The 24,772-nt window shown below is 67.3% G+C and carries 25 protein-coding genes; 11 read left to right on the top strand and 14 right to left on the bottom strand.

The window, feature by feature from the left end:
* Positions 1 to 24: 24 nt before the first annotated feature.
* From ABNQ40_RS17855 to ABNQ40_RS17865, 3 genes are all read right to left on the bottom strand, one after another.
* Positions 25 to 525, bottom strand: coding sequence for a CarD family transcriptional regulator (locus ABNQ40_RS17855; protein WP_109048121.1), 501 nt, complete (start codon positions 523 to 525; stop codon positions 25 to 27).
* A 367-nt stretch (positions 526 to 892) separates the two neighbouring features.
* Positions 893 to 1,222 carry a ferredoxin FdxA gene (fdxA, locus tag ABNQ40_RS17860; protein ID WP_098738899.1) on the bottom strand — a complete coding sequence of 110 codons (330 nt, stop codon included), beginning with the start codon at positions 1,220 to 1,222 and terminating at the stop codon, positions 893 to 895.
* 140 nt (positions 1,223 to 1,362) lie between these two features.
* Positions 1,363 to 2,307 (bottom strand): LysR family transcriptional regulator, encoded by a 945-nt coding sequence (locus ABNQ40_RS17865; RefSeq protein ID WP_109048120.1) that lies wholly within the window; start codon positions 2,305 to 2,307, stop codon positions 1,363 to 1,365.
* A gap of 195 nt (positions 2,308 to 2,502) precedes the next feature.
* Between ABNQ40_RS17865 and ABNQ40_RS17870 the strand changes: the two genes are divergently transcribed.
* Positions 2,503 to 3,720, top strand: coding sequence for a YbfB/YjiJ family MFS transporter (locus ABNQ40_RS17870; protein ID WP_109048119.1), 1,218 nt, complete (start codon positions 2,503 to 2,505; stop codon positions 3,718 to 3,720).
* A gap of 134 nt (positions 3,721 to 3,854) precedes the next feature.
* Positions 3,855 to 4,265 carry a cyclic nucleotide-binding/CBS domain-containing protein gene (locus ABNQ40_RS17875; RefSeq protein ID WP_109048118.1) on the top strand — a complete coding sequence of 137 codons (411 nt, stop codon included), beginning with the start codon at positions 3,855 to 3,857 and terminating at the stop codon, positions 4,263 to 4,265.
* A 42-nt stretch (positions 4,266 to 4,307) separates the two neighbouring features.
* On the opposite strand, the gene ABNQ40_RS17880 is transcribed toward ABNQ40_RS17875, so the two are convergent.
* Together ABNQ40_RS17880 and ABNQ40_RS17885 are read right to left on the bottom strand one after the other, a co-directional pair.
* On the bottom strand, positions 4,308 to 5,027 hold the full coding sequence (locus ABNQ40_RS17880; RefSeq protein ID WP_109048117.1) for a TerC family protein: 720 nt from the start codon (positions 5,025 to 5,027) through the stop codon (positions 4,308 to 4,310).
* Between the two features lie 238 nt (positions 5,028 to 5,265).
* Positions 5,266 to 5,523 carry a hypothetical protein gene (locus ABNQ40_RS17885; protein ID WP_109048116.1) on the bottom strand — a complete coding sequence of 86 codons (258 nt, stop codon included), beginning with the start codon at positions 5,521 to 5,523 and terminating at the stop codon, positions 5,266 to 5,268.
* 345 nt (positions 5,524 to 5,868) lie between these two features.
* Between ABNQ40_RS17885 and nhaA the strand changes: the two genes are divergently transcribed.
* The 3 genes from nhaA to hemN all read left to right on the top strand — a co-directional run bounded on the left by nhaA (position 5,869) and on the right by hemN (position 9,196).
* Positions 5,869 to 7,071 (top strand): Na+/H+ antiporter NhaA, encoded by a 1,203-nt coding sequence (nhaA, locus tag ABNQ40_RS17890; RefSeq protein WP_109048115.1) that lies wholly within the window; start codon positions 5,869 to 5,871, stop codon positions 7,069 to 7,071.
* 175 nt (positions 7,072 to 7,246) lie between these two features.
* Positions 7,247 to 7,684, top strand: a complete 438-nt coding sequence (locus tag ABNQ40_RS17895; protein WP_109048114.1) for a DUF4112 domain-containing protein — start codon at positions 7,247 to 7,249, stop codon at positions 7,682 to 7,684.
* An 84-nt stretch (positions 7,685 to 7,768) separates the two neighbouring features.
* Complete coding sequence (gene hemN / locus ABNQ40_RS17900; protein WP_109048113.1) at positions 7,769 to 9,196, top strand: oxygen-independent coproporphyrinogen III oxidase; 1,428 nt, start codon at positions 7,769 to 7,771, stop codon at positions 9,194 to 9,196.
* A 104-nt stretch (positions 9,197 to 9,300) separates the two neighbouring features.
* Here hemN and ABNQ40_RS17905 read toward each other — a convergent pair whose 3' ends face one another.
* Positions 9,301 to 10,122 carry an EF-hand domain-containing protein gene (locus ABNQ40_RS17905; RefSeq protein ID WP_109048112.1) on the bottom strand — a complete coding sequence of 274 codons (822 nt, stop codon included), beginning with the start codon at positions 10,120 to 10,122 and terminating at the stop codon, positions 9,301 to 9,303.
* 340 nt (positions 10,123 to 10,462) lie between these two features.
* Here ABNQ40_RS17905 and ABNQ40_RS17910 point away from each other — a divergent pair, with 340 nt between their 5' ends.
* Positions 10,463 to 10,849 (top strand): SH3 domain-containing protein, encoded by a 387-nt coding sequence (locus ABNQ40_RS17910; protein ID WP_391348448.1) that lies wholly within the window; start codon positions 10,463 to 10,465, stop codon positions 10,847 to 10,849.
* Between the two features lie 124 nt (positions 10,850 to 10,973).
* Positions 10,974 to 11,912 (top strand): ImuA family protein, encoded by a 939-nt coding sequence (locus ABNQ40_RS17915; RefSeq protein ID WP_391348450.1) that lies wholly within the window; start codon positions 10,974 to 10,976, stop codon positions 11,910 to 11,912.
* Here ABNQ40_RS17915 and ABNQ40_RS17920 read toward each other — a convergent pair.
* A complete protein-coding gene (locus ABNQ40_RS17920; protein ID WP_109048109.1) occupies positions 11,906 to 12,088 on the bottom strand; it encodes a hypothetical protein in 183 nt (60 codons plus the stop codon). The genes ABNQ40_RS17915 and ABNQ40_RS17920 overlap by 7 nt on opposite strands.
* Positions 12,089 to 12,448: 360 nt before the next feature.
* Here ABNQ40_RS17920 and ABNQ40_RS17925 point away from each other — a divergent pair, with 360 nt between their 5' ends.
* Positions 12,449 to 13,156: a tRNA-uridine aminocarboxypropyltransferase gene (locus ABNQ40_RS17925; protein ID WP_109048108.1), complete on the top strand. Its 708-nt coding sequence runs from the start codon at positions 12,449 to 12,451 to the stop codon at positions 13,154 to 13,156.
* 288 nt (positions 13,157 to 13,444) lie between these two features.
* The gene (locus tag ABNQ40_RS17930) at positions 13,445 to 14,026 is read left to right on the top strand and encodes a tyrosine phosphatase family protein (RefSeq protein ID WP_247879582.1); all 582 of its coding nucleotides are present in this window, start codon (positions 13,445 to 13,447) and stop codon (positions 14,024 to 14,026) included.
* Positions 14,027 to 14,058: 32 nt separating this feature from the next.
* Here the strand turns inward: ABNQ40_RS17930 and ABNQ40_RS17935 are convergent, their stop codons facing one another.
* The 4 genes from ABNQ40_RS17935 to ABNQ40_RS17950 form a co-directional block, all read right to left on the bottom strand.
* On the bottom strand, positions 14,059 to 14,883 hold the full coding sequence (locus ABNQ40_RS17935; protein ID WP_109047216.1) for an IS5 family transposase: 825 nt from the start codon (positions 14,881 to 14,883) through the stop codon (positions 14,059 to 14,061).
* Positions 14,884 to 14,972: 89 nt separating this feature from the next.
* Positions 14,973 to 15,605, bottom strand: a complete 633-nt coding sequence (locus ABNQ40_RS17940) for a 2OG-Fe(II) oxygenase (RefSeq protein ID WP_109051115.1) — start codon at positions 15,603 to 15,605, stop codon at positions 14,973 to 14,975.
* Between the two features lie 78 nt (positions 15,606 to 15,683).
* Entirely contained in the window at positions 15,684 to 16,340 is a 657-nt protein-coding gene (locus ABNQ40_RS17945; protein ID WP_109051116.1) for a 2OG-Fe(II) oxygenase, read from the bottom strand.
* Between the two features lie 157 nt (positions 16,341 to 16,497).
* The gene (locus tag ABNQ40_RS17950; RefSeq protein ID WP_109051117.1) at positions 16,498 to 17,490 is read right to left on the bottom strand and encodes a mitochondrial fission ELM1 family protein; all 993 of its coding nucleotides are present in this window, start codon (positions 17,488 to 17,490) and stop codon (positions 16,498 to 16,500) included.
* 173 nt (positions 17,491 to 17,663) lie between these two features.
* Between ABNQ40_RS17950 and ABNQ40_RS17955 the strand changes: the two genes are divergently transcribed.
* Entirely contained in the window at positions 17,664 to 18,230 is a 567-nt protein-coding gene (locus ABNQ40_RS17955) for an Lrp/AsnC family transcriptional regulator (RefSeq protein ID WP_109051118.1), read from the top strand.
* 30 nt (positions 18,231 to 18,260) lie between these two features.
* On the opposite strand, the gene chrA is transcribed toward ABNQ40_RS17955, so the two are convergent.
* The gene (chrA, locus tag ABNQ40_RS17960) at positions 18,261 to 19,580 is read right to left on the bottom strand and encodes a chromate efflux transporter (protein WP_109051119.1); all 1,320 of its coding nucleotides are present in this window, start codon (positions 19,578 to 19,580) and stop codon (positions 18,261 to 18,263) included.
* Positions 19,581 to 19,762: 182 nt separating this feature from the next.
* Here chrA and ABNQ40_RS17965 point away from each other — a divergent pair, with 182 nt between their 5' ends.
* Positions 19,763 to 20,710: a dienelactone hydrolase family protein gene (locus ABNQ40_RS17965; RefSeq protein ID WP_109051120.1), complete on the top strand. Its 948-nt coding sequence runs from the start codon at positions 19,763 to 19,765 to the stop codon at positions 20,708 to 20,710.
* Between the two features lie 45 nt (positions 20,711 to 20,755).
* Here ABNQ40_RS17965 and greA read toward each other — a convergent pair whose 3' ends face one another.
* Positions 20,756 to 21,229, bottom strand: coding sequence for a transcription elongation factor GreA (greA, locus tag ABNQ40_RS17970; protein ID WP_063633617.1), 474 nt, complete (start codon positions 21,227 to 21,229; stop codon positions 20,756 to 20,758).
* Between the two features lie 96 nt (positions 21,230 to 21,325).
* Positions 21,326 to 24,574 (bottom strand): carbamoyl-phosphate synthase large subunit, encoded by a 3,249-nt coding sequence (carB, locus tag ABNQ40_RS17975; protein WP_391348460.1) that lies wholly within the window; start codon positions 24,572 to 24,574, stop codon positions 21,326 to 21,328.
* Positions 24,575 to 24,772 lie beyond the last annotated feature (198 nt).

Below are 24,772 nucleotides of genomic sequence, written 5' to 3' on the forward strand. Positions count from 1 at the left end.
GTGCCCGGAAACCGGGACCTGGAATCAGGCGGCCTTGGACAGCACCGATTCCAGACGCTCCGTCGCCTTGATCTCGTCGATCTTCTCGACGGCGGCCAGCTCGCGGGCCAGACGCTCCAGGGCGGCCTGATAGATCTGGCGCTCGCTGTAGGACTGGTCGGACTGGTCGGCACCGCGGTACAGGTCGCGCACCACCTCGGCGATGGACACCGGATCACCGGAGTTGATCTTGGCCTCATACTCCTGGGCGCGGCGGCTCCACATGGTGCGGCGGACGCGCGAACGGCCCTGCAGAGTCTCCAGCGCGACCTTGATCCGGTCCTTGGAGGACAGGCGGCGCAGGCCGGCGTTGCGGGCCTTGGTAACCGGAACCTTGAGCGTCATGCGCTCTTTCTCGAACGTGATCGCGTAGAGTTGAACCTCGAGTCCGGCAATGCTGTGGGTCTCGATCCCTTCGACCCGACCGACGCCATGAGCCGGATAAACGACGAAGTCACCGGCTTCGAAGTCAAGCTTGTTCGACATGTGGATTGGCTCTCACTTCTCGCGATCACGCCATTTTGCCGCCCCGGTGGAAGGGACGAAAAAGGACCCCGGACGATTATGGCGCCGTGGGGATGGGACCCATCCACGACGATCACAAAAGCCACAGGTCCTGGAACGATGGGAAAACCGGCAATGGCGCGAAGGCCGGCTCCGGGCGCGCATTATAGCGATGTTACGCCCGAGTTACAAAGGGAACGCGCAATCCATCGGGCGGAAATCGTCCATCGCCCGGCCATGGCCGCCCCGTCGATTTTGCATAGCAACATCGATGGGTGCAATCGGTTGATGTGGCCCGACTCGAAAAATCCTACTCGGATCGGGGGCCGGGCCGCATCGTCAGTCGGTCTCAGCCCGCCTTCGGGGAGAAATACTTCTCGAACTTGCCGTCCACACCCTTGAACTCGTCGGCGTCGGCCGGCGCGTCCTTCTTGCGGGTGATGTTCGGCCACTGGCCGGAATAGTCGCGGTTCATCTCCAGCCACTTGGTCGCGCGGTCGTCGGTGTCGGGGACGATCGCCTCGGCCGGGCATTCCGGCTCGCACACGCCGCAGTCGATGCACTCGTCCGGATGGATGACCAGCATGTTCTCACCCTCGTAGAAGCAATCCACGGGGCAGACTTCGACGCAGTCGGTGTACTTGCACTTGATGCAGCCGTCGGTGACGACGTAGGGCATGATCTCTTCTCCGCTGTTCCGGCCCGCGGTGCCAGCCGCGCGTCCGTGGTCCCGCTATCGCCCATCGGGGCCGATCGGAGCCGTTTCCCAGGAATAGGGCACGCGCATGGCACAGGGCCGGATGGCCAACCCGCGCCTGCCTAGCACGCCGCAGACGAGCCGTTCAACCCTGTGCATGATGTGGGCGACGCTGTCGCACCCTGCAACGCGGCATTCGAAGCGATGACCGGGCCGGGGGCTTGTGAAAACGCCTCCATGAAGGCGCGCAGGCTGGCGGTTTCGATGGCGTCGGTGCGTCGCACGAACTGGGTCGGCATGCGGGCCAGCGCGTCGGGCAGCGGCCGGGCCGCCAGCAGGTCGCGCCAGGGATTGCGCTCGACGACGGCGCGCGGGATGACCGTCACCCCCATGCCGGCGCCGACGCAGCCCAGGATGGCGTCCAGCGCCCCGAACTCCATGACCCGGAAGGGCACGCGCCCGGCCTCGCGCATCGCCATCTCCGCCCGGCTGCGATAGGCGCAGGCCCGGCCGAAGGCGATCAGGGTGCGGCGCGCGGACTCGGTGGTCAGCCCGGCGGCCGGTTCGGCCAGCACCAGCTCCTCGTCGAAGATGCGCCGGGCGATCAGGTCGGGGTGGGCGACCTCGCCGCCGACGAAGGCGCCGTCCAGCCGTCCGGCCAGCACGTCCGCCAGCAGAGTCTCGGTCGGGCCGGGGGTGATGGTCAACTCCACGTCGGGATGGTCGCGGTGGAAGCGGGCCAGGACTGGCGGCAGGCGCACCGCGGCGGTCGATTCCATGCTGCCCACCGCCAGCCGGCCGCCGCGCCCGGCCGCTTCCGCCACCGCGTCGCGGGCCTGGGCGACCAGCCGCAGCACCCGGTCGGCATAGCCGCTGAGCACCCGCCCGGCCGGCGTCGGCTCCATCCCGCGGCTGAGGCGGAGGAACAGGTCGACGCCCAAATCCTCCTCAAGCCGTTTGATCCGCGCGGTGACGTTGGACTGCACGCAGTTCAGCGCCTCCGCCGCCCGGCTGACGCTTCCGGTGTCGGCGACCGCCTTCACCACCCGCAAACCGGCCAGATCCATCGTGAGGCCTCCTTCCACTTCCTGTGCATGGCACCCATCACTGAAAGTGGAGCTTATCATCAGAACAATTCATTGGAAATGAGGGCGGGGCCGCGGCCATGATGGACGCCAAATCAATCGGCCGACCGGACGGTTCGTTCTGTCGAACATTTCCCGGTCAAAGGAGCCGGCCGAAAAAACGAGAGGGCGTGGATCATGGTGCGGGTGCTGGTTGGCGGCCTGATCGGGCTTGCCATCGCAATGGGTGTCGCGCGGTTCGCCTTCACCCCGATCCTGCCGGCGATGCAGGAGGCCACCGGGCTGCGTGCCGACGGGGCGGGGCTGCTCGCCTCTCTGAACTATCTGGGCTATTTCGTCGGCGCGCTGGGCGCCGGGCTTGTGCCGCACGGCGGCACGCGGACGGCGATGTACCGGCTGTCGCTGCTGGTCAGCGTCGTCACCACCGCGGCGATGGGGCTGGAGCTGGGCGATGCCGGGCAGGCGATGCCGGTCTGGCTGGTCCTGCGCTTCCTGTCGGGGGTGTCGAGCGCCGGCATCTTCATCCTGGGCATCGCCATGGTGCTGGACACCCTGACGCGGCGGGGCGGCGAACGCTTCGCCGGCTGGCTCTACACCGGGGTGGGGCTGGGCATTGCGTCGTCGGGGCTGTTCGTCGCGCTGTTCGGCGAGCGGCTGGGCTGGGCCGGCGACTGGCTGGCCCTGGGGGCGATCTGCGCGGTGCTTGGGCTGATGCCCGGCCTTTGGGTGCGCGACCCGCCGCAGCCGCAACATTCCGCCACGGCCGGGGCTGCGGGAGATGCCGGTACGGCACGGCGGGGAGGACTGTCGGCGCCGCTCCTGCTGCTGACGCTCGCCTATTTCCTGGAAGGCGGCGGCTACATCGTGTCGGCCACTTTCCTGGTGTCGATCCTGAAGACCGATCCCGGCACCGCCGCGGTGGGCGAGGCCGCCTGGATGGTTGCCGGACTGGGGGCGATGGGCGCCGGGGTGTTCTGGGCCGCGGTCGCCCGCCGGTCGAACAGCTGGTGGTCGCTGATCCTGGCGCACCTGACCCAAGCCGTCGCCATCCTGCTGCCGATGACCGGATCGCCGACGGTTGCCGTCATTTCCGCGCTGCTGTTCGGCGGTACCTTCGTCGGTATCGTCTCCCAGGCTTTTGCGCTGGGGCGGCAGCTGTCGGCCGGCGCCTCGGCCCGGGTGGTCGGGGCGCTGACCGCCGCCTATGGGCTGGGGCAGATCATCGGGCCACTGCCGGCCGGGCTGGTGGTGACCCGCACCGGCAGCTTCAATGCCGTGCTGCTGGGGGCCGCTGCCGTGGTGGTGCTGGGCGCGCTGCTGCTGGCGCTGGGCATGGTGATCGCCGGGCGGCAGTCGTCGGCGGGGTCGGCATTCGCCTCGCCCAAAGCGTCATGAGGGGAAAAGCTTCGTAAGTATTCGAAAGGTATGCCTGCGACAATCGGCGCCGGATTTGCTGCGATGCCGTTGTTCTCCCCGATCATTTGCTTTGGCTACAGTCTGGTCCACAACAACCAGATCCGGGGGAGTCGATGAAACGCAAGCTCGTTCCAGACGTCGTGAAGTCGCAGGAACTGATCCTGGTGCCGGAGGATACCTCCGTCGCCACGGTGTCGAAGATGATGGCCGACAAGAACATCGGCGCGGTTCTGGTGGTGGACCACGGTGCCCTGATCGGCATCGTCACCGAGCGCGACCTGAACAACAAGGTGCTGTCCAAGGACCTCGACCCGTCGTCGGTGGAGGTCGGTGCGGTGATGACCCGCAACCCCGACAGCCTGCCGCCCGACGCCGACGCGGTCGATGCGCTGAAGCTGATGCATGACAAGCATTACCGCCACCTGCCCATCACCCAGGGCAAGCGCGCGGTCGGCATCGTGTCGATCCGCGACCTGTTCAAGGTCGCCTACGAGCATCTGATGGCCGAACGCGCCGAGGCGTGACGGGGGAAGGGGGCGTCGCGGACGGCGCCCCCTTCCTTTCGGTCAGTGCGCCGCGTTGTGCTTGCGTCGGGCCAGCAGGTTCAGCGCCTCCACCAGGGTGGAGAAGGCGATGGCGAAGTACAGGTAGCCCTTGGGGATGTGGAAGCCGAAGCCGTCCGCCACCAGCGCCACGCCGACCAGCAGCAGGAAGGACAGCGCCAGCATCTTAACCGTGACGTGACGGTTGACGAAATCGCCGACCGGGCCGGAGGCGAACAGCATCACCGCCATGGCGATGACGACGGCGGCGACCATCACCGGCAGATGGTCGGACATGCCGACCGCGGTGATGACGCTGTCGAGCGAGAAGACGATGTCCAGGAACATGATCTGGATGACCACCGAGGTGAAGGTGGCGTGCTTGGGCGCCGATCCGCCCTCCTCATGGCCTTCGACGGTGTGATGGATCTCCAGTGTGCCCTTGGCCAGCAGGAACAGGCCGCCGAGGATCAGAATCAGGTCGCGGCCGGATACATCCCAGCCGGCGACGGTGAACAGCGGCTGGGTCAGCTGCGCCACCCAGGCGATGGAGGCCAGCAGCGCCAAGCGGGTCAGCAGCGCCAGCGCCAGGCCGACGCGCCGCGCGCTGTGCTGCCGTTCGGGCGGCAGCTTCGACGCCATGATCGAGATGAAGATGATGTTGTCGATGCCCAGCACGATCTCCAACGCGGTCAACGTCAGAAGGCTGGCCCAGACATTCGGGTCGGAGAGCAGGTCGAGCATGTAGGGGCGGGGCTCCGGCAGTCAGATGGCGGCAATCGGGTGGCGGTGGCCAGATGGGTGCAACCGACGGGTTTCACGCCGGCACCGCGGGGCGCCAGCGTGACCGCGACCACATGAGGTCGGCTTCGGCCCGCTGCAAGGGGCCAGTTCCATTTTCCCGCCTGTCTGCTCCCCTGGCTTGCCGGTGCTTTGCGGGCGTCTTACCGCCCTTTTGCCGCCGATCCCGCGACCGTGCGTTTCATCTCCAGAAGGCTGCGGTCCGCTGTCCTGCCGCCGTGCCGGGGATGCGGCCGAAAGGGGCCGGGTCGGCGTGCTCCACCTCGTGCCGCTCGACGGTCCGTCGGGTGGCCGTGATGCTGTCGGTCCGCTCGCTCCAGGCGCGCCGGCGGACCGCCATCTGAAGCCGGCAATCCTGGGAGCAGTAGAAGGGGGCTGGGCCGCGGGCGGACGTGCGGACGAAGGGCCTGCCGCAGCAGGCGCAGTAAAGTGTGGTCATGGTCGTTTCCTCCGGAACGGGCGGCCGTTTGCCGGCCTTGCCCAGAGCCTTGCGGCTGATCGTCCAACGGATGACCGGCCTTCGGCTCTGCTGATGCTGTTGAATGAATTGTGTCGGCTGGCCCCAGGCATCGCCAGCGATCAAAAGACATAAGCCCGGATAATCTCAAGTATTCGGGGCCGGAATTGGGAGCTGTGACAGCAGCTTAGATGCACAGGCGCGTCAATTCGCCGCGATGCTCTGCCGCTCGCCCAGGCGGGGATTTTTCGACAGTCGCGTCTTCCAACGGGAGCCTCACAGTGCCATCTATTGCTTTCGGTCAGTTATACAGAAAGACGAGACGCGATGACGCTGAGACGCCTCGCCACCTTCCTGAAAACCGAAAGCGCCAGCGGCGTGGTCCTGATGATTGCGGCGGTGCTTGCCCTGATCTGGGCGAACTCGCCGGCAGCCCCGCTCTACGATGCGATCCTTGAGATGAAGGTGGCGGTGACGGCCGGCGGCGTCGGGTTGGACAAGCCGCTGATCCTGTGGATCAACGACGGGCTGATGGCGATCTTCTTCCTGCTGGTCGGACTGGAAATCAAGCGCGAGGTGCTGGAGGGCGAGCTGTCCAGCCCGGCCAAGGCGATGCTGCCCGGCATCGCGGCTTTGGGCGGCATGGCGGTGCCGGCACTGGTCTATTGCCTGTTCGCCCAGGCCGAACCGGGTGCTCTGCAGGGTTGGGCGATCCCGGCCGCCACCGACATCGCCTTCGCGCTCGGCGTGCTGGCCCTGCTGGGCAACCGGGTCCCCAGCAGCCTGCGCGTCTTCCTGCTGGCGCTGGCGATCATGGACGATCTGGGTGCCATCGTGATCATCGCCATCTTCTACAGCCACGGTCTGGTGCCGCTGGCGCTGGGTCTGGCGGCGGCCTCGGCGGTCGGTCTGTGGCTGCTGAACCGGGCGGGAGTGCGGTCGCTGACTCCCTATCTGGTGCTGGGACTGATCCTGTGGGTGTGCGTGCTGAAATCGGGCATCCACGCGACGCTGGCCGGCGTGGTGCTGGCCTTCGCCATTCCCCTGCGGGTCAACGACCGCGCCGGCAAGCGGGCGCCGGATGCGCCGCTCCATCGCCTGGAACATGCGCTGCACCCGTGGGTGGCCTTCCTGATCATGCCGGTCTTCGCGCTCGCCAATGCCGGCGTGCCGCTCGACGGCATCACCCCTGCCAGCCTGCTGGAGCCGGTGCCGCTGGGCATCGCGCTCGGCCTGTTCCTGGGCAAGCAGGCGGGCGTCTTCCTGGCGGTGTGGATCGCCGTGCGGACCGGCGTGGTCGAGCGGCCGGCGCGCGCCAGCTGGGGCCAGATCTACGGCGTCGCCGTGCTGACCGGCATCGGCTTCACCATGAGCCTGTTCATCGGGACGCTGGCCTTCTCCGATCCGCATCATGCGGTGGCGGTGCGGCTGGGCGTGCTGACCGGCTCGCTCGCCTCGGCGCTGGCCGGCTATGCGCTGCTCCATGCCGCCGGCAGTGCGCGGGCGCAGGAAGTTGCGCGGGCAAGCTGAGATCCGCCGCACCGGTATGGCCCATGGGAGCGCCGCAGGCGGCAGGCCGGCATGGTGTCCGCTGGGTGCGCGAACTTTGTGCCCGGAGGGTGGAACCGCCGGGGGGATCGGTGGGTTCTTCCCTTGCGGGGAGTCGCGCTGCGGGCGCGGGACCGCCTGATCGGGGGGACATGCGATGATCGACGCCATCCGCACACGCCGGCACGCCGTTGCCGAAGCGCCGCCGCCGGGCATTACAGGCGGTTCGGTCCCCATCGATTTCCAGCGGCTGGAGCGGCTTCGCCGCCTGACCCGGCTGATGGACACCCGTTGGCGCATTCCCTTCACCCGCATCCCCATCGGGCTGGACGGCATCGCCAGCGTGGTTCCGGTGGCCGGCGACACGGTGACGGCTTTCGTTTCCGCCTACATCATCATGGAGGCCGCCCGCTTCGACCTGCCGAAGACGCTGGTGGCCCGCATGGTCTTCAACGTGCTGCTGGATTGGGCGGGCGGGTCGGTCCCGGTGCTGGGCACCGTGTTCGACATCGCCTTCAAGGCCAACCGGATGAACCTGAACCTGCTGCACGAGCATCTGGAACGGCGTCTGGCCGCCGCCGCCGCGAAGCGCTGAAGCGGCAGCCGCCAAAAAGGCGGCTCTTTCCGATCTTGACGTGGATCAAGGCAGGGGTGGGGTGGCTGCGGCACTCTGTCGCTCATGAACGCCATCACCGCCCTGGCCGTTTCGCCGGCCCCCGCCAACCCGTCCCATTCCCATGGTGTCGCCCACGGTGTCGACGCCGCGCTGCTCGCCAAGTATGACGGGCTGCGGGTGCCGCGTTACACCAGCTACCCGACCGCGCCGCACTTCACGCCAGAGGTGAACGGCGACGTCTACGGTGGCTGGCTGGAGGCGATCGAGCCGTCCCGCTCGGGATCGCTCTACCTGCATGTCCCCTTCTGCCAGAAGATGTGCTGGTACTGCGGCTGCCACACCAAGATCGTCGCCCGCTACGAGCCGATCGCGGAGTATCTCGACCATATGCGGCGCGAGATCGTCATGGTGGCCGACCGCATTCCCGGCCGTCTGGCGGTGCGCCACATCCATTTCGGCGGCGGCACCCCGACCATGATGGCGCCCGACGATTTCGAGGCGATGATCGCGCTGCTGCTCAAACGCTTCGACGTCGCCGACGATGCCGAACTGGCGGTGGAGATCGATCCCCGCACCCTGACGGCGGAGATGGCGTCTGCGATGGGCCGTGCCGGGGTCAACCGCGCCTCGCTGGGCGTGCAGGATTTCGACGAGACGGTGCAGCAGGCGATCAACCGCGTCCAGCCGCGCGCCGTCACCGAGCAGGCGCTGGCCTGGCTGAAGGATGCCGGCATCGCCAGCGTCAACCTGGACCTGATGTACGGCCTGCCGCACCAGTCGGTGGAGAGCGTCGCCCGCTCCGCCGAGATCGCGCTGGAGATGGCGCCCGACCGGCTGTCGGTTTTCGGCTACGCCCATGTGCCGTGGATGAAGACCCACCAGAAGAAGATAGACGAGTCGGTTCTGGCCGGTTCGCTCGGCCGCTGGGAGCAGTTCGCCGCCATCGCCGACACGCTGTCGGCCGCCGGCTACAGCGCCATCGGTCTCGACCATTTCGCCCGTCCCGGCGACGAGCTGGCGGTGCAGCAGGAGGAAGGGCGGCTGGGCCGCAACTTCCAGGGCTACACCACCGACGATGCCGAGACTCTGCTGGGCTTCGGCTCCTCCTCCATCGGCGCGCTGCCGCAGGGCTACGTTCAGAACGCCGTGCCCTTCGACCATTACGCCACCGCCATCGAGGAGGGCCGCCTGCCCACCGGCAAGGGCATCGCGCTGACCCAGGACGACAAGGTGCGGCGCGACCTGATCATGCGGCTGATGTGCGACCTGTCGGTCGACACCGCCGCCATCGCCCGTGCCCACGGCTTGCCCGAGTCCGCCTTCGACGCGGAGTTGGAGGGCATGGCCGATCTGGTCGCCGACGGCGTCGCGGTGGTGGACGGCCGGCGCATCCATGTGCCGGAGAGCGCCCGTCCGTTGATGCGCATCGTCGCCGCCCGCTTCGACACCCACCTGTCAAAGGGCGCCGGACGGCACAGCCGGGCGGTTTGACGGCATTCGGAGAAAGTCGGGCGGAGAAAGTCGGGCAAAAGAAAAGGCGGCCGGCGCCACCCGCCGACCGCCTTTCCCCGTGCCGCGCATCCGAACCCACAAGGCTACGCGGCAACCTCGTTGATGCCCTGCATCAATGTCCGCAGCATGTCGCCGCTGAGGCGGTTGGACGTGACGCCACCCGTCTGCTGCTGCGTGCCGCCATAGGCGGCCATCCGTTCCTGTTCCGACACATAGCCGTCCTTGTTGGTGTCCAGCGGGTCGTAGCCGGTCGTGCCGCCGGCTGCCGAGCTTGAAGACGCCGAGCTTGAAGCCGCGGAACTGGAGTATGCCGAACTGGAGGACGCGGTCGAGGACGTGCTGCCGCTGTCCGAAGCGCCGGAAGTGCCTGTGTCATTGGCGGGCGGCGGGGGCGGCGGGCGGTTGGCGTCGGCCTGTTTCAGCGCGCTGCTCAACTCGTCCTGGGAAATCGACCCGTCCTCGTCGCTGTCGAGGCTGCTGAACAGCGACGCGGCATCGGTGCTCGACTGGCCGGCGGAGGTCAAAACGGACGTCAGCTCGTCGGCGCTGATGCCGCCGCTGCTGTCGCTGTCCAGGCTGGAATAAAGGTTCTGGGCGAACTGCTGCTGCATCGCGCTCGCCTGCTCCTGCGCCGCCAGCAGGGCGCTGCTGCTGCCATAGTCGAACTGGCTGGCGAAGGAACTGAACTCGGTCGTGCTGAGCGAGCCGTTGCTGTCGCTGTCCAGGCTGCCGATCAGGCCGTCGACGGCGGACGACAGCTTTCCACTGTCGGAGGCAGCCGAGGTGCCGCCGAGCGCACCCAGCAACTCGTCCTTGGACAGCGACGAGTCGCTGTTGGCGTCCGCCTTGGAGAAGAATTTCTGAAGCGTCGCCGTGCTGTTGGAACTGCCGAGGGAGGAGATCATGGCCGGATGCCCCCGTAAGGTGCCGTCGTGATGGTCAAGATACGCGGGGCGGCCTGGGACTCCTGCGCGGTACGGCGCCGGAAAAGATCGGATTTGAGATAATTTTTCAAGACCGGGAGGTGCGCCTCAAAAAGCGCATAGCGAATCCGGCTGCGCTGCGGTGGCGAAGAGGGGGCTGCCTCCTGTATGGTCGCGCCGAAGGTCCACAACCCACCCGTTTACCCTCTCCGTTCGTCCCGTTCCTGCAAAGCACCGTTCCATCTCAAGGTGAGCGATGATCCGGCGTCTGCGTACCCTTCCCTTGATAGTGGCCCTGGCCACGCTGATGGTTCCCGGCTGCATGCCGTACCAGCGGACCCCCAATCCGCCGACCGTGCGGACCGCGCCCGATACCGGAACCGGGCTTGAGCCGATCTATGGGGAGTGGCAGGTGGACAAGCCGACGCCGGCCTATGCCCAGCCGGCGGGCGGCTCGGGCGTCATCGCCACGCTTGGGTCGGGTCAGGCGGTCACCACGCTGGGCCGGGTGCGCAACAGCGACTGGGTTGCGGTGAAGGTCGGCGGCTCCACTGCCTATGTCCGGCTGCATCTGCTGAGCCTGAAGGGCAACACGCCGCGCGGCACCCGCGGCACCTCCACCACCCTGGCGAAGCCCGTCGACAATGCCGGCCCGACCATCAAGGCCGCCCCGCGCGGCAAGATCGGCGCGGCGCCAATCGCCAACTGATCCCAGCGACGGCTGACTTCAGGACAGGCGGCCCGAAAACAAGACAGGAGTCGCAGACTCCCCCTCGACGCGCGTTCATGATAGAACATATAAGGAACATATACCTGTCGAGCGGAGCCGAGTCATGCATGTGCCGTTGTCCTCCCCCCCATCTGCGGATGCGGCGCCGCGCGACCGTGCCGGATTGCTGGCCGACCTGCGCGCACGCATCCGGCGGATCGAGGGAGCGGGCGGGGAAGGGGGGCGGACCCTGGCGTTCGGCATCGACTCGGTCGACGGCCATCTGCCCGACGGTGGGCTGCCGCTGGGCTGCCTGCATGCGGTGGCGGCGGACGACCCGGGGGCGGGCACCGGATTCGCCGTGGCGCTGTTGGCCCGGCTGGCGACCCCGAAAAGGCCGGTGCTGTGGATCCTGCGCGGGCGCGACCTGTACGCCCCGGGACTGGCGGCCTATGGGCTGACGCCCGACCGGCTGGTCGCGGTGCGGGCGGTGCGGCCAGTCGATGCGCTGTGGGCGATGGAGGAGGCGCTGCGCTGCTCCACCCTGTCGGCGGTGCTGGGCGAGTTGGGAGGGCTGGAATTGGCCGCCAGCCGGCGGCTGCAGCTTGCCGCCGAGTCGTCTGGGGTGACCGGCTTCCTGCTGGACGCGAGCGCCGGCGCATCGGACGGGCGTAACCGGCGGATGGCGGGTGGGCGGATGGCAGGCGAGTGGGCGGAAGGGCTCAGCGCCGCGGTGACCCGCTGGCGGTTGGATGCCGTTCCCAGTCTGGATGAGGAGGGGGATGCGGCACCACGCCCGGCTGGAGGCCCGCCGGGGCTGGGAATGCCGCGCTGGTCGGTCATGCTGGAGCGCTGCCGGGGCGGGCGTCCAGGCAGCTGGACCCTCGCCTGGGACGGGCAGGGCTGGCACGACGTGGGGAAAGAGGATCGAAGCGGCCTTCGGCAGACCGCAGGACGCGAGTCGGGGCTATGGCCGGCCGGGCGGCCGATGTCCGACAACCGACAGGGTCGTTTGTCGGATCACCGCAAACCGGCCGTCGTCAGGCTGACTGCCGGTCAGTAGTCGGTCGCCCAGTCTGGCTCGCGGCGGCCGGGCTGCTCCGACCCGTCCGGCTCGGTCATCCAGCGCGGGTCATCCGCGTCCATCGGGGCGTAGAGCGGCAGCTGGCGGGCGAATTCCGCGCTGTCGGCATCGCGGCGCTGCTTCAGCAGGCGGTCGGCAAGGTGGGCGGGCAGCATGGCAGGTCTCCTTCTGAGCGCCGGATGGCACCGTGGATCAGCCTGACTAAGGCCGGTCCTGGCCCACCCGTCGTCCTGTTTGCCTGGATAATAACTACGCAAGTTCCAGGCCAGCTGTTAAGCGCGTCACACGAGTTCCATGACACACGACTAAGTCTCTACAAACGGTTTATACGAAGCCACTTGAACCCACATGAACAGGTATGACACGAGGGAGTCTTGATAGGGGATCTGTCGTACGCGCCGTGGCGGCCATCGCTCTTCGGTGAGCAGCGCCGTCCTCGGTGTGAGATGTGTTCCCTTCCGCGTCGTTCCAACCCATATTCGCGGCCAATCCCCTTCAAGGAATGCGTACCTCCCATGCACAGCGCCACCGCCCCCGAATCCTGCCCGACCTGCCTAAAGCCTAATCACCTGTGCATTTGTGAGGCAGTGCAGCCGATCGACAACGGCGTCTTCCTGCTGATCCTGCAGCATCCGCAGGAGAAGCGGGAAAATCTGGGCACCGCCCAGATCGCCCATCTGCAATTCACCAATTCGATGGTGAAGGTCGGGTTGAGCTGGCCGGGCCTGAAGCGCATCCTGGGGCGGGAGGTCGATCCCAAGCGCTGGGGCGTGCTGTATCTCGGTCCGGTGAAGGATGGCGGCGCTCCGCGGCCGGAGGTGGGGGTGGTCGACAGGAACGGCCAGCCGCTGCGCGACAGTGCGGAGATCCTGGAGGAACTGGAAGGCGTCATCGTCCTGGACGGCACCTGGAGCCAGGCCAAGACCCTGTGGTGGCGCAATGCCTGGCTGCTGAAATGCCACCGCATCGTGCTGAACCCGCAGTTCCGCTCGCTCTATGGGCAGGCGCGCAAGGAGCCGCGGCGCGACAGCGTCTCTACCCTCGAAGCCGGCGCCTTCCTGCTGTCGCGGCTGGAGGGTGACCAGACCATCATGGACACTGCGCTGAAGCCCTTCTCGCTGCTGCTGAAGAAGCTGCGGACCCGCCGTCCGCGTCCGGCACTGCCGACCGACGCCGATGCTCCGGCGGCTGTTTCCGACGACGAGGGGGATGAGGAGGCCTGACGCTCGTTCGCGCGGCTGCAACCAACCGGCGGCTGCGCCGTTGATGATGGGTGAGAGGGCCGGCGGCGTCCGGCCGCATCGCCCGTCATCAACGGAAGAAGGAGAGGGTACGTGCGAGGCATCCTGCTGTGGCTGGTCGGCATTCCGATCCCCGCCATCCTCCTGCTCTACCTGTTCAACATTCTTTGACCGGCCCCGCTTCGGCCGGGTTGACGGGGCCGCGGCGCCCGGTGCCAAATGCTGGCCGCAAATCCCTTCGATTTTCTTCCCCCGCAATCGAACGAGAGAATGATGGCCAGCGATTTCGTGCCTTTCGGCCTGACGGTCTGCGGTCTCAGCGAGCTTTGCAATTTCGGCGGCGGCAAGGTCAGCCATGTGCTGTCGATCCTCGACCCCGACATGACGGAGCCGAGCGAGTTCGGCGACTATGGCGAGCATAAACGGCTGGAACTGCGTTTCCACGACGTCATCGAGCCGACCCAGGGGCAGATCGCGCCGGAACGGTCGGATGTGGAACGCATCCTGGCCTTCGGCCGCGACCTGCTGGCCGAACCGGTGGACTGCCGCCATTTGCTGGTCCACTGTCATGCCGGCGTATCGCGGTCCACCGCGGCGCTGACCATGATCCTGGCCCAGGCGCGCCCCGAACTGCCGGCGGCCGACGCGGTGGGGGCGGTGGTCGCCATCCGGGCCCAGACCTGGCCCAACCTGCGCATGATCGAGTTCGCCGACGACAGTCTCGGCCGCAACGGCGAGCTGATCGCCGCCGTGCGTCAACGCCACCGCACGCTCGGCAAGCAGCGCCCGGAACTGGTTCAGTTCATGATCGACAATGGCCGCATCCGCGAGGTCGAGGATCTGATCGACTGAGGGGATGGATAAGAGTCCGTTTGACAACCGCTTCACCGGCAAACTCGCCGAAGTAGCAGGCTCGCCATGGCGAGCTGTATCATGCCGCCAGAGACGTCGATCCGGGCTTCATAGTCTCGAACCAGACGTCTCCAGCGGGTCATCCATCCGAAGGTCCGCTCGACCACCCAGCGCCGCGGTACGACTTTGAAGCCTGGCTCTGTGTCGGTTCGCCGGACCACCTCGATGGTGAAGTCGAGGAAGGCAGCCTTGTCCATCAGCTTCTTGCGATCATAGGCGCTGTCGGCGAAGAGATGCTTCATCCACGGCCAACGCTTGCGCATCGCCTCCAGAATTTTCTGGGCTCCGGCAGAGTCGGAGATGTCAGCCTTGGTCAGGTTCACCATCAACAGGCGGCCATCGGTGTCGACCGCGATGTGCCGCTTGCGCCCATTGATTTTCTTGCCCGCGTCATAGCCACGCTCCGCGGTGGCGGCGGGAGCTTTCACCGATTGGCTGTCCACAACCCCGGCGCTCGGACTGGCCTCGCGTCCAGCCCGTTCACGGTCGATCATCAACGCCACGTCGTGGATCGTCTGAAACAGCAAGCGCCGCAGGAGATGCCGAAACCACCAATACACCGTCTGCCACGGTGGGAAGTCCTTCGGTAAAAGCCGCCAGCCACAGCCCGTCCGAGCCAAGTAGCGCAAGGCATTCAAGATTTCCCGAAGGTCCACCGACCGCGGACGGCCGGTGTTGGCCTTCGGCGGCATCAGCGGCTCTATCAGACACCATTCCTCATCGGTCAGGTCCGTCGAATACCGCTTCGTCTTCTTCTCGATCCTGGCCATTCGGCTGCGCGTCGCTTCGCTCCACATCCGAAGTTTGAATCATATCACGCCGGCACAGCCAACCCTTTTCAAACGGTCTCTAAGGCCCCTCAGCCTGTCCCTGCAACAGCCGGTCCTCAATAGCCTGCTGGCTGACCGCCGAAGACGCCCTTCGCCCAGGCGCCGATGCGGTGGCGCCACTGTTCGTGCCAGATATAGACGCCGCCCTTGACCCAGTTCATCTGGATCGCGCGGCGCTGGCCTTCGAAGGGATAATGGCCGTGCCAGGAGGTGTCGCTGCGGCGGAAGCACATCAGCGTGCCTTCCTCCGGCGGGACCTCGGCGGCGTAATCCTCCAGGTTCTGGGAGCGCAGGATGCGCAGGCGGCCGCCGGTCGCCTCCCAGGGCGGGTTCATGTAGATCAGCACGGTGATGACCTTGCTGGCCGAATCCGGGTGGATCTTGCCGTCGGTCGGCCGGCACATGCCGCGCGCCGTGAACATGGTCGGGTATTTCGACAGATCCACATCGAACTTCTCGGAGAAGGCCTTGCAGACCTCCGGCCCCTTCAGTTCGGCGATCATGCGGTCGAAGCTCGGCCCCTGGGGGAAGACGCCCAGCGGGATCGAGCCGGGCTTGTCCACCTTGGGATAATCGCGGTGCAGCTCTTCCAGATACTCCCGCTTCACGAAACCCGGAACGCACAGGAAATCATAGGGATCGTGCTGCAGGGGGGTAGCGCGGAACTTGTCCAGATCAAGCATGGACATGGGTACGAGACTCCCAAAGAGCGTGCCGACGGTGGCTTTGCCCCCCAAAACCGGCGTCACTTAAACACGACGGAAGTTTTATGCAACAGGTTTGTCGGGGAAGCACAACTCTTGCCGCGCCCGCCATTCGGGGCCGACATAGTTCACGATGATCGATTTGCGCACCCCGTCGATCGAACGTTTCTCGAAGCCATGCCAAGTGTTGCTTCCGGGGATGAAGATCAGCCCCTCGTTGAAGGCGTAGGGCGCGCGGGCGACGACCGTCCGGCTCTCGTCCAGCACGTCGGTGCCCCAGTGCGAGCAGTTCTGCCCCTTCGAGAGATAGATCAGCATCGTGTATTTCTTGACGCCGATGTCGGTGTGCGGCTCCAGCCAGAAGCCGTCGGTGTCCTGGCAATATTCGATGCGCAGGCTGGTGCCGGTCAGGTCGACGTTGCAGGTCTTCTGGATCGCATCCACCACCGGGCGGCTCTGGAAGGCCTGGGCCATCGTCTCGCACACCGCGTACCTGCCGCGGTTCTCCTCACCGAAATAGGTGCGCGACGCGTTGTTGGTCTCGCGCTTGCCATAGGTGTCGGACACTGGGGGCGGTCCCCAGGGCAGATCGGCGATGGCGTCGGCGGACTCCTCCGGCAGCGCCTCGGACAGCAGCCAGTGATTGTAGGGCTGGTCGAACAGCCGGCTGTTTTCCAGGCAACGCAGAAAAGAGGCGGAAACGGCGTCGGGAGTGGTCATAGCGGCGGAAGTTCCGGATGGAAGGACGGCCCCGGACCGTGTTTGTCGGAACGGCCGGTTTGCCAGCGCTTATGGCATGGCCGGCGGCCGAACTCCGCAGCAAACCGGTCGTACCAGCGGGGTGCGCGCATTGGTCGCGCCGCACCCCGCCCTCCCGTCACGACAGGCCGAGGCGCCTGCGGTGGGCGGACAGGCGGCGGCGCACCTCCTCGGCCACCACCTCCGTCTCGTTCAGCGGCGCATAGTCCCAATGGTCCAGGGAGCCGTCGAAGGGCCGTGCAATGCCGTCCTGGTACAGACCGTCATGGAAGGCGCGGAACTTGGGCGATCCGCCCTCCAGCTCGATCACATAGACCGGCTTGCCGGTCGAGCAGGCCTCCGAAATCATCGACACGCTGTCGCAGGTCACCACCACGGCGTCGGCGAGGCCGAGATAGGCGAAGTAAGGATTCTCGCCGGTGCCGTCCCACACCTCCGCCGGCAGCCCGGACAGGCGGGCGCGCAGGATCGCCTCGTTGTCGGCGCCGGTGCGGCGCGACGGGGTGACCATCAGCCCGGCATCATGCGTGCGAGTCAGGTTGGCCAGCCGTTCGGCCACATCGCCCATGATGGTGGGCGTCAGGCGGTAGACGCCGTTGTCGCCGCCGATCAGCACGGCGATGCGCGGGTGCGGCAGATGCGCCAGACGCGGGGCGAAGCGTTCGGCTGCGTCGGCCAGGATGGCGGGCGTTACCCGGTGCAGGGCGCCGCGGGTCACCATCACGTTGTCAGCGCGCAGCTTGTCGTGGCGCGGCACGACGATCAGGTCGAAGTGACGCGGGTTCATCACCGGATCCTGGATCTGGACGGTGAAGGTCCTGCCGCCCGACTGCTGGCGCACCGCCAGCGAGACGGCGATGGACTGCCGCCCGGTGCCGATCAGCAGGTCGGGCCAGGGCGGCTGCACCGGATCGCCGTTGGGGCTGGCGGCGAATCGGTTGCCGATTCGCCAGTAGGGAGTCAGCTGGCGCCAGGGCGTGCGCAGATGCACGCGCTTGACGACCGGCGTCAGGCCCAGCGACTCCGCCAGACCGATGCACTGGTTTTCCATGCCGGCCTTGCCGTCCGACACAACCCAGCAGGTCAGAGGCGCACTGGTCAGAGGTTGCATGAGAACCCGGATCGTTGAAGCTTCGAAGGGAGGGAAGCCCCCGGGTGGGAGGGCTGCGGCGAAAAGACCGTTATCGGGGTTGCTCGCCCTTGCGGGGGTTTCCGTCTTGGCGTAGACACCATGCCCGTGTAATATCCTTTCTCCAAATCATCCCCGGAGCGACCGAGTAAACCATGCGGCGGGTCAAACTCGACCGAATTGACCGTCGGATTCTGCGCGATCTGCAGAACGACGGCCGGATGACCAATGTGGAGCTTGCCCGACGTGCCGGCATCTCCGCTCCGCCCTGCCTGCGCCGCGTCCGCGCGCTGGAGGAGGCGGGATTCATCCGTGGCTACCACGCCGACGTCAACCCCGATGCACTGGGGTTCGGCGTCACGGTGTTCGCCCAGGTCGGCCTCAGCAGCCAGGCCGAAGCGGACCTAAAGAAATTCGAGGAGCTCGTCAACAGCTGGCCGCTCGTGCGTGAGTGCAACATGCTGGCCGGCGAATATGATTTCGTCCTGAAGATCGTGGCGGAGGACTGGGACGACTACCAGCGCTTCCTGACAACCAAGCTGACGGCGGCGCCCAACGTCGCCCATGTGAAGTCGGCCCTGTCGATCCGCACCAGCAAGCATACCCCCGGCGTTCCCATCGACGTCGATTCGCCCGACATCCCGGAAGGGAACGAGGACGACGAGGACGAGGAATACGTCGAGGACGAGGCCCAGACGCCCGCCCGCGCCACCCGGCGCTGAGCGGGCCCAGCTCGCTCGACCCTGTCCGGTCTACAAGGAAGATGCGGCGAGTGCCTGGATCAGGCCCGCCGCCGCTCCCCCCGCCACCACCCAGTGGATGGCCACCCCCCGGCGGGTCAGCGCGTAAAGTGCTGTCAGCATGATCGTCCAGGCCCAGATCAGGCTGACTGCCGTATGCTGCCCGTCCGGCAGCAGCACCGCCATTCCCAGATAGACGCCCAGGTTCAGGATCACCCCCACCACCGCCGCGGCGATGGCGGCCAGCGCCCCTGCGGCCAAGCGGTTGTGGATCAGCCGCTCCAGATAGGGGGCGCCGGCGAAGATGAACAGGAAGCAGGGCAGGAAGGTGACGTAGGTCGTCAGCGCCGCCCCCAGCGTTCCCGCAAGCGCCGGCGACAGCCCGCCCGGCCGGTTCCAGCCGGCGAAGAAGCCGACATATTGCGTGACCAGGATCAGCGGCCCCGGCGTCGTCTCGGCCAGCGCCAGCCCGTCGATCATCTCCCGCGGGCTGAGCCAGCCATAGCTGTCCACCGCCTGTCCGGCGATGTAGGGGAGCACGGCATAGGCGCCGCCGAAGGTGATGAAGGCGGCCTTGGTGAACAGCGCCGCGATGCCGCGCCAGGGATCGGCGCCGAAGGCCAGCAGGACCGCCCCCACCGGCACCGCCCACAGAACCAAGCCCAGCACCAGCAGGGTCAGCAGCCGGCCGGCCTTCGGAGCGGGCTCCGCCGTCAGGTCGATGGCGGAACCGCCGTCGGAGCCATCGTCGCCCGCCGGATGCGGGTGGGCGAACCAGTGGCGGCCCGTGCGCGCCGCCACCCCGCCGATCACAGCCGCAACGCCGACCACCAGCGGGAAGGGCAGGTGCAACGCCGCCAGCGCCAGGAAGGCGGCACCGGCCAGGGCGACGGCGGCCGGCCCCTTCAGCGTGTGGCGGCCCAGGCGCCAGACCGCGGCGGCGATGATCGCCACCACCGCCGGCTTGATGCCGTCGAACAGCGCGCCGACCAGCCCGGTGTCGCCATGGGCGGCGGCGATCCAGGACAGGGCCAGCAGCACCAGCGCACCCGGCAGCACGAACAGCCCGCCCGCCACCAGCCCGCCGCGCCCGCCATACATCCGCCAGCCGATATAGGTGGCGAGCTGCTGCGCCTCCGGCCCCGGCAGCAGCATGCAGAAGTTCAGCGCATGCAGGAACCGGGTCTGGTCGATCCAGCGGCGGCGGTCGACCAGCTCGCTCTGCATCATCGCGATCTGTCCGGCCGGGCCGCCGAAGCTGGTCAGGCCCAGCCGCAGCCAGTAGAGGCAGAAGGCGCCGAAGGACGGGAGGGGGGAGGGGGAATCGCTCATCGTCCCGCAGCCTAGCTCAAACGCGGCGGCAAGGCAGCTTTCGCCGTATGGCCGAGGGGCGGGCCGACGCGTCCGCAGGGACAAATGCCGGGCGCCCATGGCCTTCCGCATCGCGGAGGTTTAATATTGCAACCGCGAGCGCCGCCGTCGGGGCAGGCGCCGGAGGTCGGGGACGCTGCAGAATGAAGGCTTCCACCCGCGGTCTAGCGGCTGTGTTGGGGGCGGTGCTGTATGCCGGTGCCGGGGGGATCGCGGCGGGCGTGATCGCGGTTGGGGGGCTGACCCTGTCGGCGGCGCCCGCGCAGGCCGCGGTCGGTGTCCATGCCGAGGAGATCGTGCGCTTTCCGTCCGTCGACGGCGATTTGACTGGCGGCACGCCGACGATGCTGAGCGGCCGGCTGCTGCGCCCGGCGGGCAATGGTCCGCATCCGGCGGTGGTGATGCTGCATGGCTGCGGCGGCCTCTATGCCCGCAACGGCCGGGTGTCGCCGCGCCATGTCTGGTGGGCCACCCACCTGCAGCGGCAAGGCTACGAGGTGCTGATGGTCGACAGCTTCGGTCCGCGCGATGTGGAGGAGGTCTGCACCACCGCGCTGAAGGACCGCACCGTCCGCGCCACGGTGGAGCGCAAGCGCGACGCCTGGGCGGCACTGGCCTTCCTGCGCAAGCGGCCGGAGGTCGACCATGACCGCATCGGTCTGATCGGCTGGTCGCAGGGAGCGAGCACCGTGATGGTCGCTTATGGCGCCGGCGAGGATGGACCGGCCGGGACCGAGGAGGGCGGCTTCCGCGCCGCCGTCGCCTTCTACCCCGGCTGCAAGGCGGCGTTGAGCAAGGAGGACTGGCAGCCCGACGGCCCGCTGCTGCTGCTGGTCGGCGGCAAGGACGACTGGACGCCGCCGGAGAGCTGTGTCGAGCTGTCCGGGCGCGACGGGGTCAAGGGCAAGGTGGATCTGGTGGTCTATCCCGACGCCTATCACGGCTTCGACGCGCCGGACGCGCCGGTGCGCAAGCGAAAGGACCTTGCCACCGCTCCCGGCGGCACCGCCCATGTCGGCACGGACGAAGACGCCCGCTCGGACGCGATCCGGCGGGTGAACGACTTCTTCAGGGAAAAGCTTGGGGGATAAGGGGGCAACCGCCCTCTCCCGGGGTGGGAGAGGGCGGCTGAAACGTCAACGGAACTCGACCGAAACGATCTCGTACAGCTTGGAACCACCGGGGGTGGACACCTCGACGCTGTCGCCGACGGACTTGTTGATCAGGGCGCGGGCCAGCGGCGCCTGGATCGACAGAAGGCGGTTCTTGATGTCGCTCTCGTCCTGGCCGACGATCTGATAGGTCGTCTCCTCGTCCGTGTCCTGGTCGGCCAGGGTCACGGTCGCGCCGAACTTCACGGTGTTGCCGGTCAGCTTGGCCGGGTCGATGACCTCGGCACGGCTGATCTTGTCCTCCAACTCCAGCACGCGGCCTTCGATGAAGCTCTGACGTTCGCGCGCCGCGTGATACTCGGCGTTTTCCGAAAGGTCGCCATGTTCGCGGGCTTCCGCGATGGCTTTGATGACCGCCGGGCGTTCGGTGATCTTAAGGTGCTTCAATTCCTCCTGGAGGCGGTTGAAGCCCGCCGCTGTCATCGGAACTTTTTCCATGTTCGGTCCATCACCGCTTGCAGTCGTTCGACCTGTCCAAAGCGACATCAAGGACGAAGACGGCGCGGAGGAGGTCCGCCGCGCCGTCGTCCGTCCTTAATACGATCCGCTAAGGTACGACTGCAACGGGGCGACTTCAAGGCTGCCGTTCCGGAGTGCGGCAATCGCTTCCACCGCCGCGCGTGCTCCTGCCACCGTCGTATAGTACGGAATGTTGTAGGTCAGCGCGGTGCGACGCAGGCTGAAGCTGTCGGACAGGGCCTGGGCGCCTTCCGTGGTGTTGATGACCAGATGCACGTTGCCGTTGATCATGGCGTCGACGATGTGCGGCTGGCCTTCGACCACCTTGTTGATGGTTTCCGCCGGCACGCCGGCATCGCTCAGCACCTTGGCGGTGCCGGACGTGGCGAGGATGCGGAAGCCCATCTCGTGCAGCTTCTTGGAGATCACCGCCAGCGCCGGCTTGTCGTGGTCCTTGACCGAGACGAAGACGCTGCCCTTGACCGGCAGGGTGACGCCAGCGCCGAGCTGCGCCTTGGCGAAGGCCAGCGCGAAGTTGTGGTCGAGGCCCATGACCTCGCCCGTCGACTTCATCTCCGGACCCAGCACGATGTCGACGCCGGGGAAGCGGGCGAAGGGGAAGACCGCTTCCTTGACCGCGGTGTGCGGCGGGGTCGGGCCGTTCAGCGTGAAGGCGGACAGCTTCTCGCCGGCCATGATGCGGGCCGCGATCTTGGCGATGGCGGTGCCGGTGGCCTTGGCGACGAAGGGCACCGTGCGGCTTGCGCGAGGGTTGACCTCCAGGATGTAGACGGTGCCGGCCTTGACCGCGAACTGTACGTTCATCAGGCCGACCACCTTCAGCGCATGGGCGAGCGCGTCCGACTGGCGGTTGATCTCGGCGATGGTGTCGGCCGGCAGCGTGTAGGGCGGCAAGGCGCAGGCACTGTCGCCGGAATGGATGCCGGCCTCTTCGATATGCTCCATCACGCCGGCGACATAGACGTCGGTGCCGTCGCAGACGACGTCGACGTCGACCTCGATGGCGTCCTGGAGATAGCTGTCGATCAGCACCGGGTTCTTGCCCGACACCTGCACGGCGGTGCCCATGTAGCGCTGGAGCCCGGCCATGTCGTGGACGATCTCCATCGCCCGGCCGCCCAGCACGTAGGACGGACGGATGACGACCGGGAAGCCGATTCGGCTGGCGACGGCCTCCGCCTCTTCCAGCGAGCGGGCGAGGCCGTTGGCCGGCTGCTTCAGGTTCAGCTCGTGCAGCAGCTTCTGGAAGCGCTCGCGGTCCTCGGCCAGATCGATGGCGTCGGGCGAGGTGCCCAGGATCGGGATGCCGGCGGCCTCCAATGCTGCGGCGAGCTTCAGCGGGGTCTGGCCGCCGAACTGCACGATGCAGCCCAGGACGGTGCCCTTGCGCTGCTCGACCCGCACCAGCTCAACCACGTCCTCGGCCGTCAGCGGCTCGAAATACAGGCGGTCGGCGGTGTCGTAGTCGGTGGAGACGGTCTCCGGGTTGCAGTTGACCATGATGGTCTCGATGCCGGCCTCCTGCAGGGCGTAGACGGCATGGACGCAGCAATAGTCGAACTCGATGCCCTGGCCGATGCGGTTCGGACCGCCGCCGAGGATGACGACCTTGCGCTTGTCGGTCGGGTCCGATTCGCACTCCGCCTCGCCGGTCCCGTCGGTCTCGTAGGTCGAGTACATGTAGGGGGTGGCGGAGGCGAATTCGGCGGCGCAGGTGTCGATGCGCTTGTAGACCGGGGTGACGCCGGCCATGCGGCGGGATGCTGCGACCGCGGCCTCGGTGGTCTTGGCCAACTCGGCCAGACGGGCGTCGGAGAAGCCCATCTGCTTCAGCTTGAGCCAGCCGGCCTTGTCGGTCGGCAGCCCGTCGGCACGGATCGCCGCCTCACGGTCGGTGATCGCCTTGATCTGCTCGAGGAACCACGGGTCGTACTTGGAGACGGCCTGCACCTCGTCCACGGTGAAGCCGTGGCGGAAGGCCTGGGCGATCACCAGCAGGCGGTCGGGGGTCGGGGTGGCGAGCGCGCCGCGGATGGCGGTGCGGTCCGGGTTCTCGTCCCCGCCGATCTTCACCTCGTTGAAGCCGGTCAGGCCGGTCTCCATCGAGCGCAGGGCCTTCTGCACCGACTCCTGGAAGGTGCGGCCGATCGACATCGCCTCGCCCACCGACTTCATCGAGGTGGTCAGCAGCGGCTCCGAGCCCTTGAACTTCTCAAAGGTGAAGCGCGGCATCTTGGTGACGACATAGTCGATCGTCGGCTCGAAGCTCGCGGGAGTGGTGCCGGTGATGTCGTTGGTCAGCTCGTCCAGCCGGTAGCCGACGGCCAGCTTGGCGGCGATCTTGGCGATGGGGAAGCCGGTGGCCTTCGACGCCAGCGCCGAGGAGCGCGACACGCGCGGGTTCATCTCGATGACGATCAGGCGGCCGTTGGCCGGGTTGACCGCGAACTGGACGTTCGAGCCACCGGTGTCGACGCCGATCTCGCGCAGCACGGCGATCGAGGCGTCGCGCATGATCTGGTATTCTTTGTCGGTCAGCGTCAGCGACGGCGCCACGGTGATCGAGTCGCCGGTGTGGACGCCCATCGGGTCGATGTTCTCGATGGCGCAGACGATGATGCAGTTGTCGGCGCCGTCGCGCACGACCTCCATCTCGTATTCCTTCCAGCCCAGGACCGACTCCTCGATCAGCACCTCGCCGACCGGGCTGGCGCGCAGGCCGCCGCGCACGATGTCCTCGAACTCCGCCCGGTTGTAGGCGATGCCGCCGCCGGTGCCGGCCAGCGTGAAGCTGGGACGGATGATGGCGGGCAGACCGACGAGTTCCAGCGCGTCCATCGCCTCGTCCAGCGTGCGGACCATGCGCGACTTCGGCGACTCCAGGCCCAGCTTGTCCATGGCGTCGCGGAACAGGATGCGGTCCTCGGCCTTGGCGATGACGTCGCGCTTGGCGCCGATCATCTCCACGCCGAGCCGCTCCAGCGTGCCGTCGTCGGACAGCGCCATCGCCGTGTTCAGCGCGGTCTGGCCGCCCATGGTCGGCAGCAGGGCGTCGGGACGCTCCTTCTCCAGGATCTTGGCGACGACCGCCGGGGTGATCGGCTCGATGTAGGTGGCGTCGGCCAGACCGGGGTCGGTCATGATGGTGGCCGGGTTGGAGTTGACGAGGATGACCCGGTAGCCTTCCTCGCGCAGCGCCTTGCACGCCTGAACGCCGGAATAGTCGAACTCGCAAGCCTGTCCGATGACGATCGGACCCGCGCCGATGATGCAGATGGATTTGATGTCGGTGCGTTTGGGCATGGGTCCGCTTCTCTGAAATGTGGTCAGCCGAAAACCCCCCGGCACCGGGGGACCGGAGACGGAGAGCGGGATGGGCATGTCGTGCAAGGCCCCCTTATAGGGGGTTCCGGGCCGGGGGGGAAGGGGTGGCATGGATGTCACCCTCGCATGACTGAATCTCGGGCACGGCACCGCCGCCCCATGCGGGTCTTGAACCGC

Origin of the sequence: Azospirillum sp. A23, from assembly GCF_042938965.1 — a bacterium.
In the GTDB taxonomy this organism is placed as follows: Bacteria; Pseudomonadota; Alphaproteobacteria; order Azospirillales; family Azospirillaceae; genus Azospirillum; species Azospirillum melinis.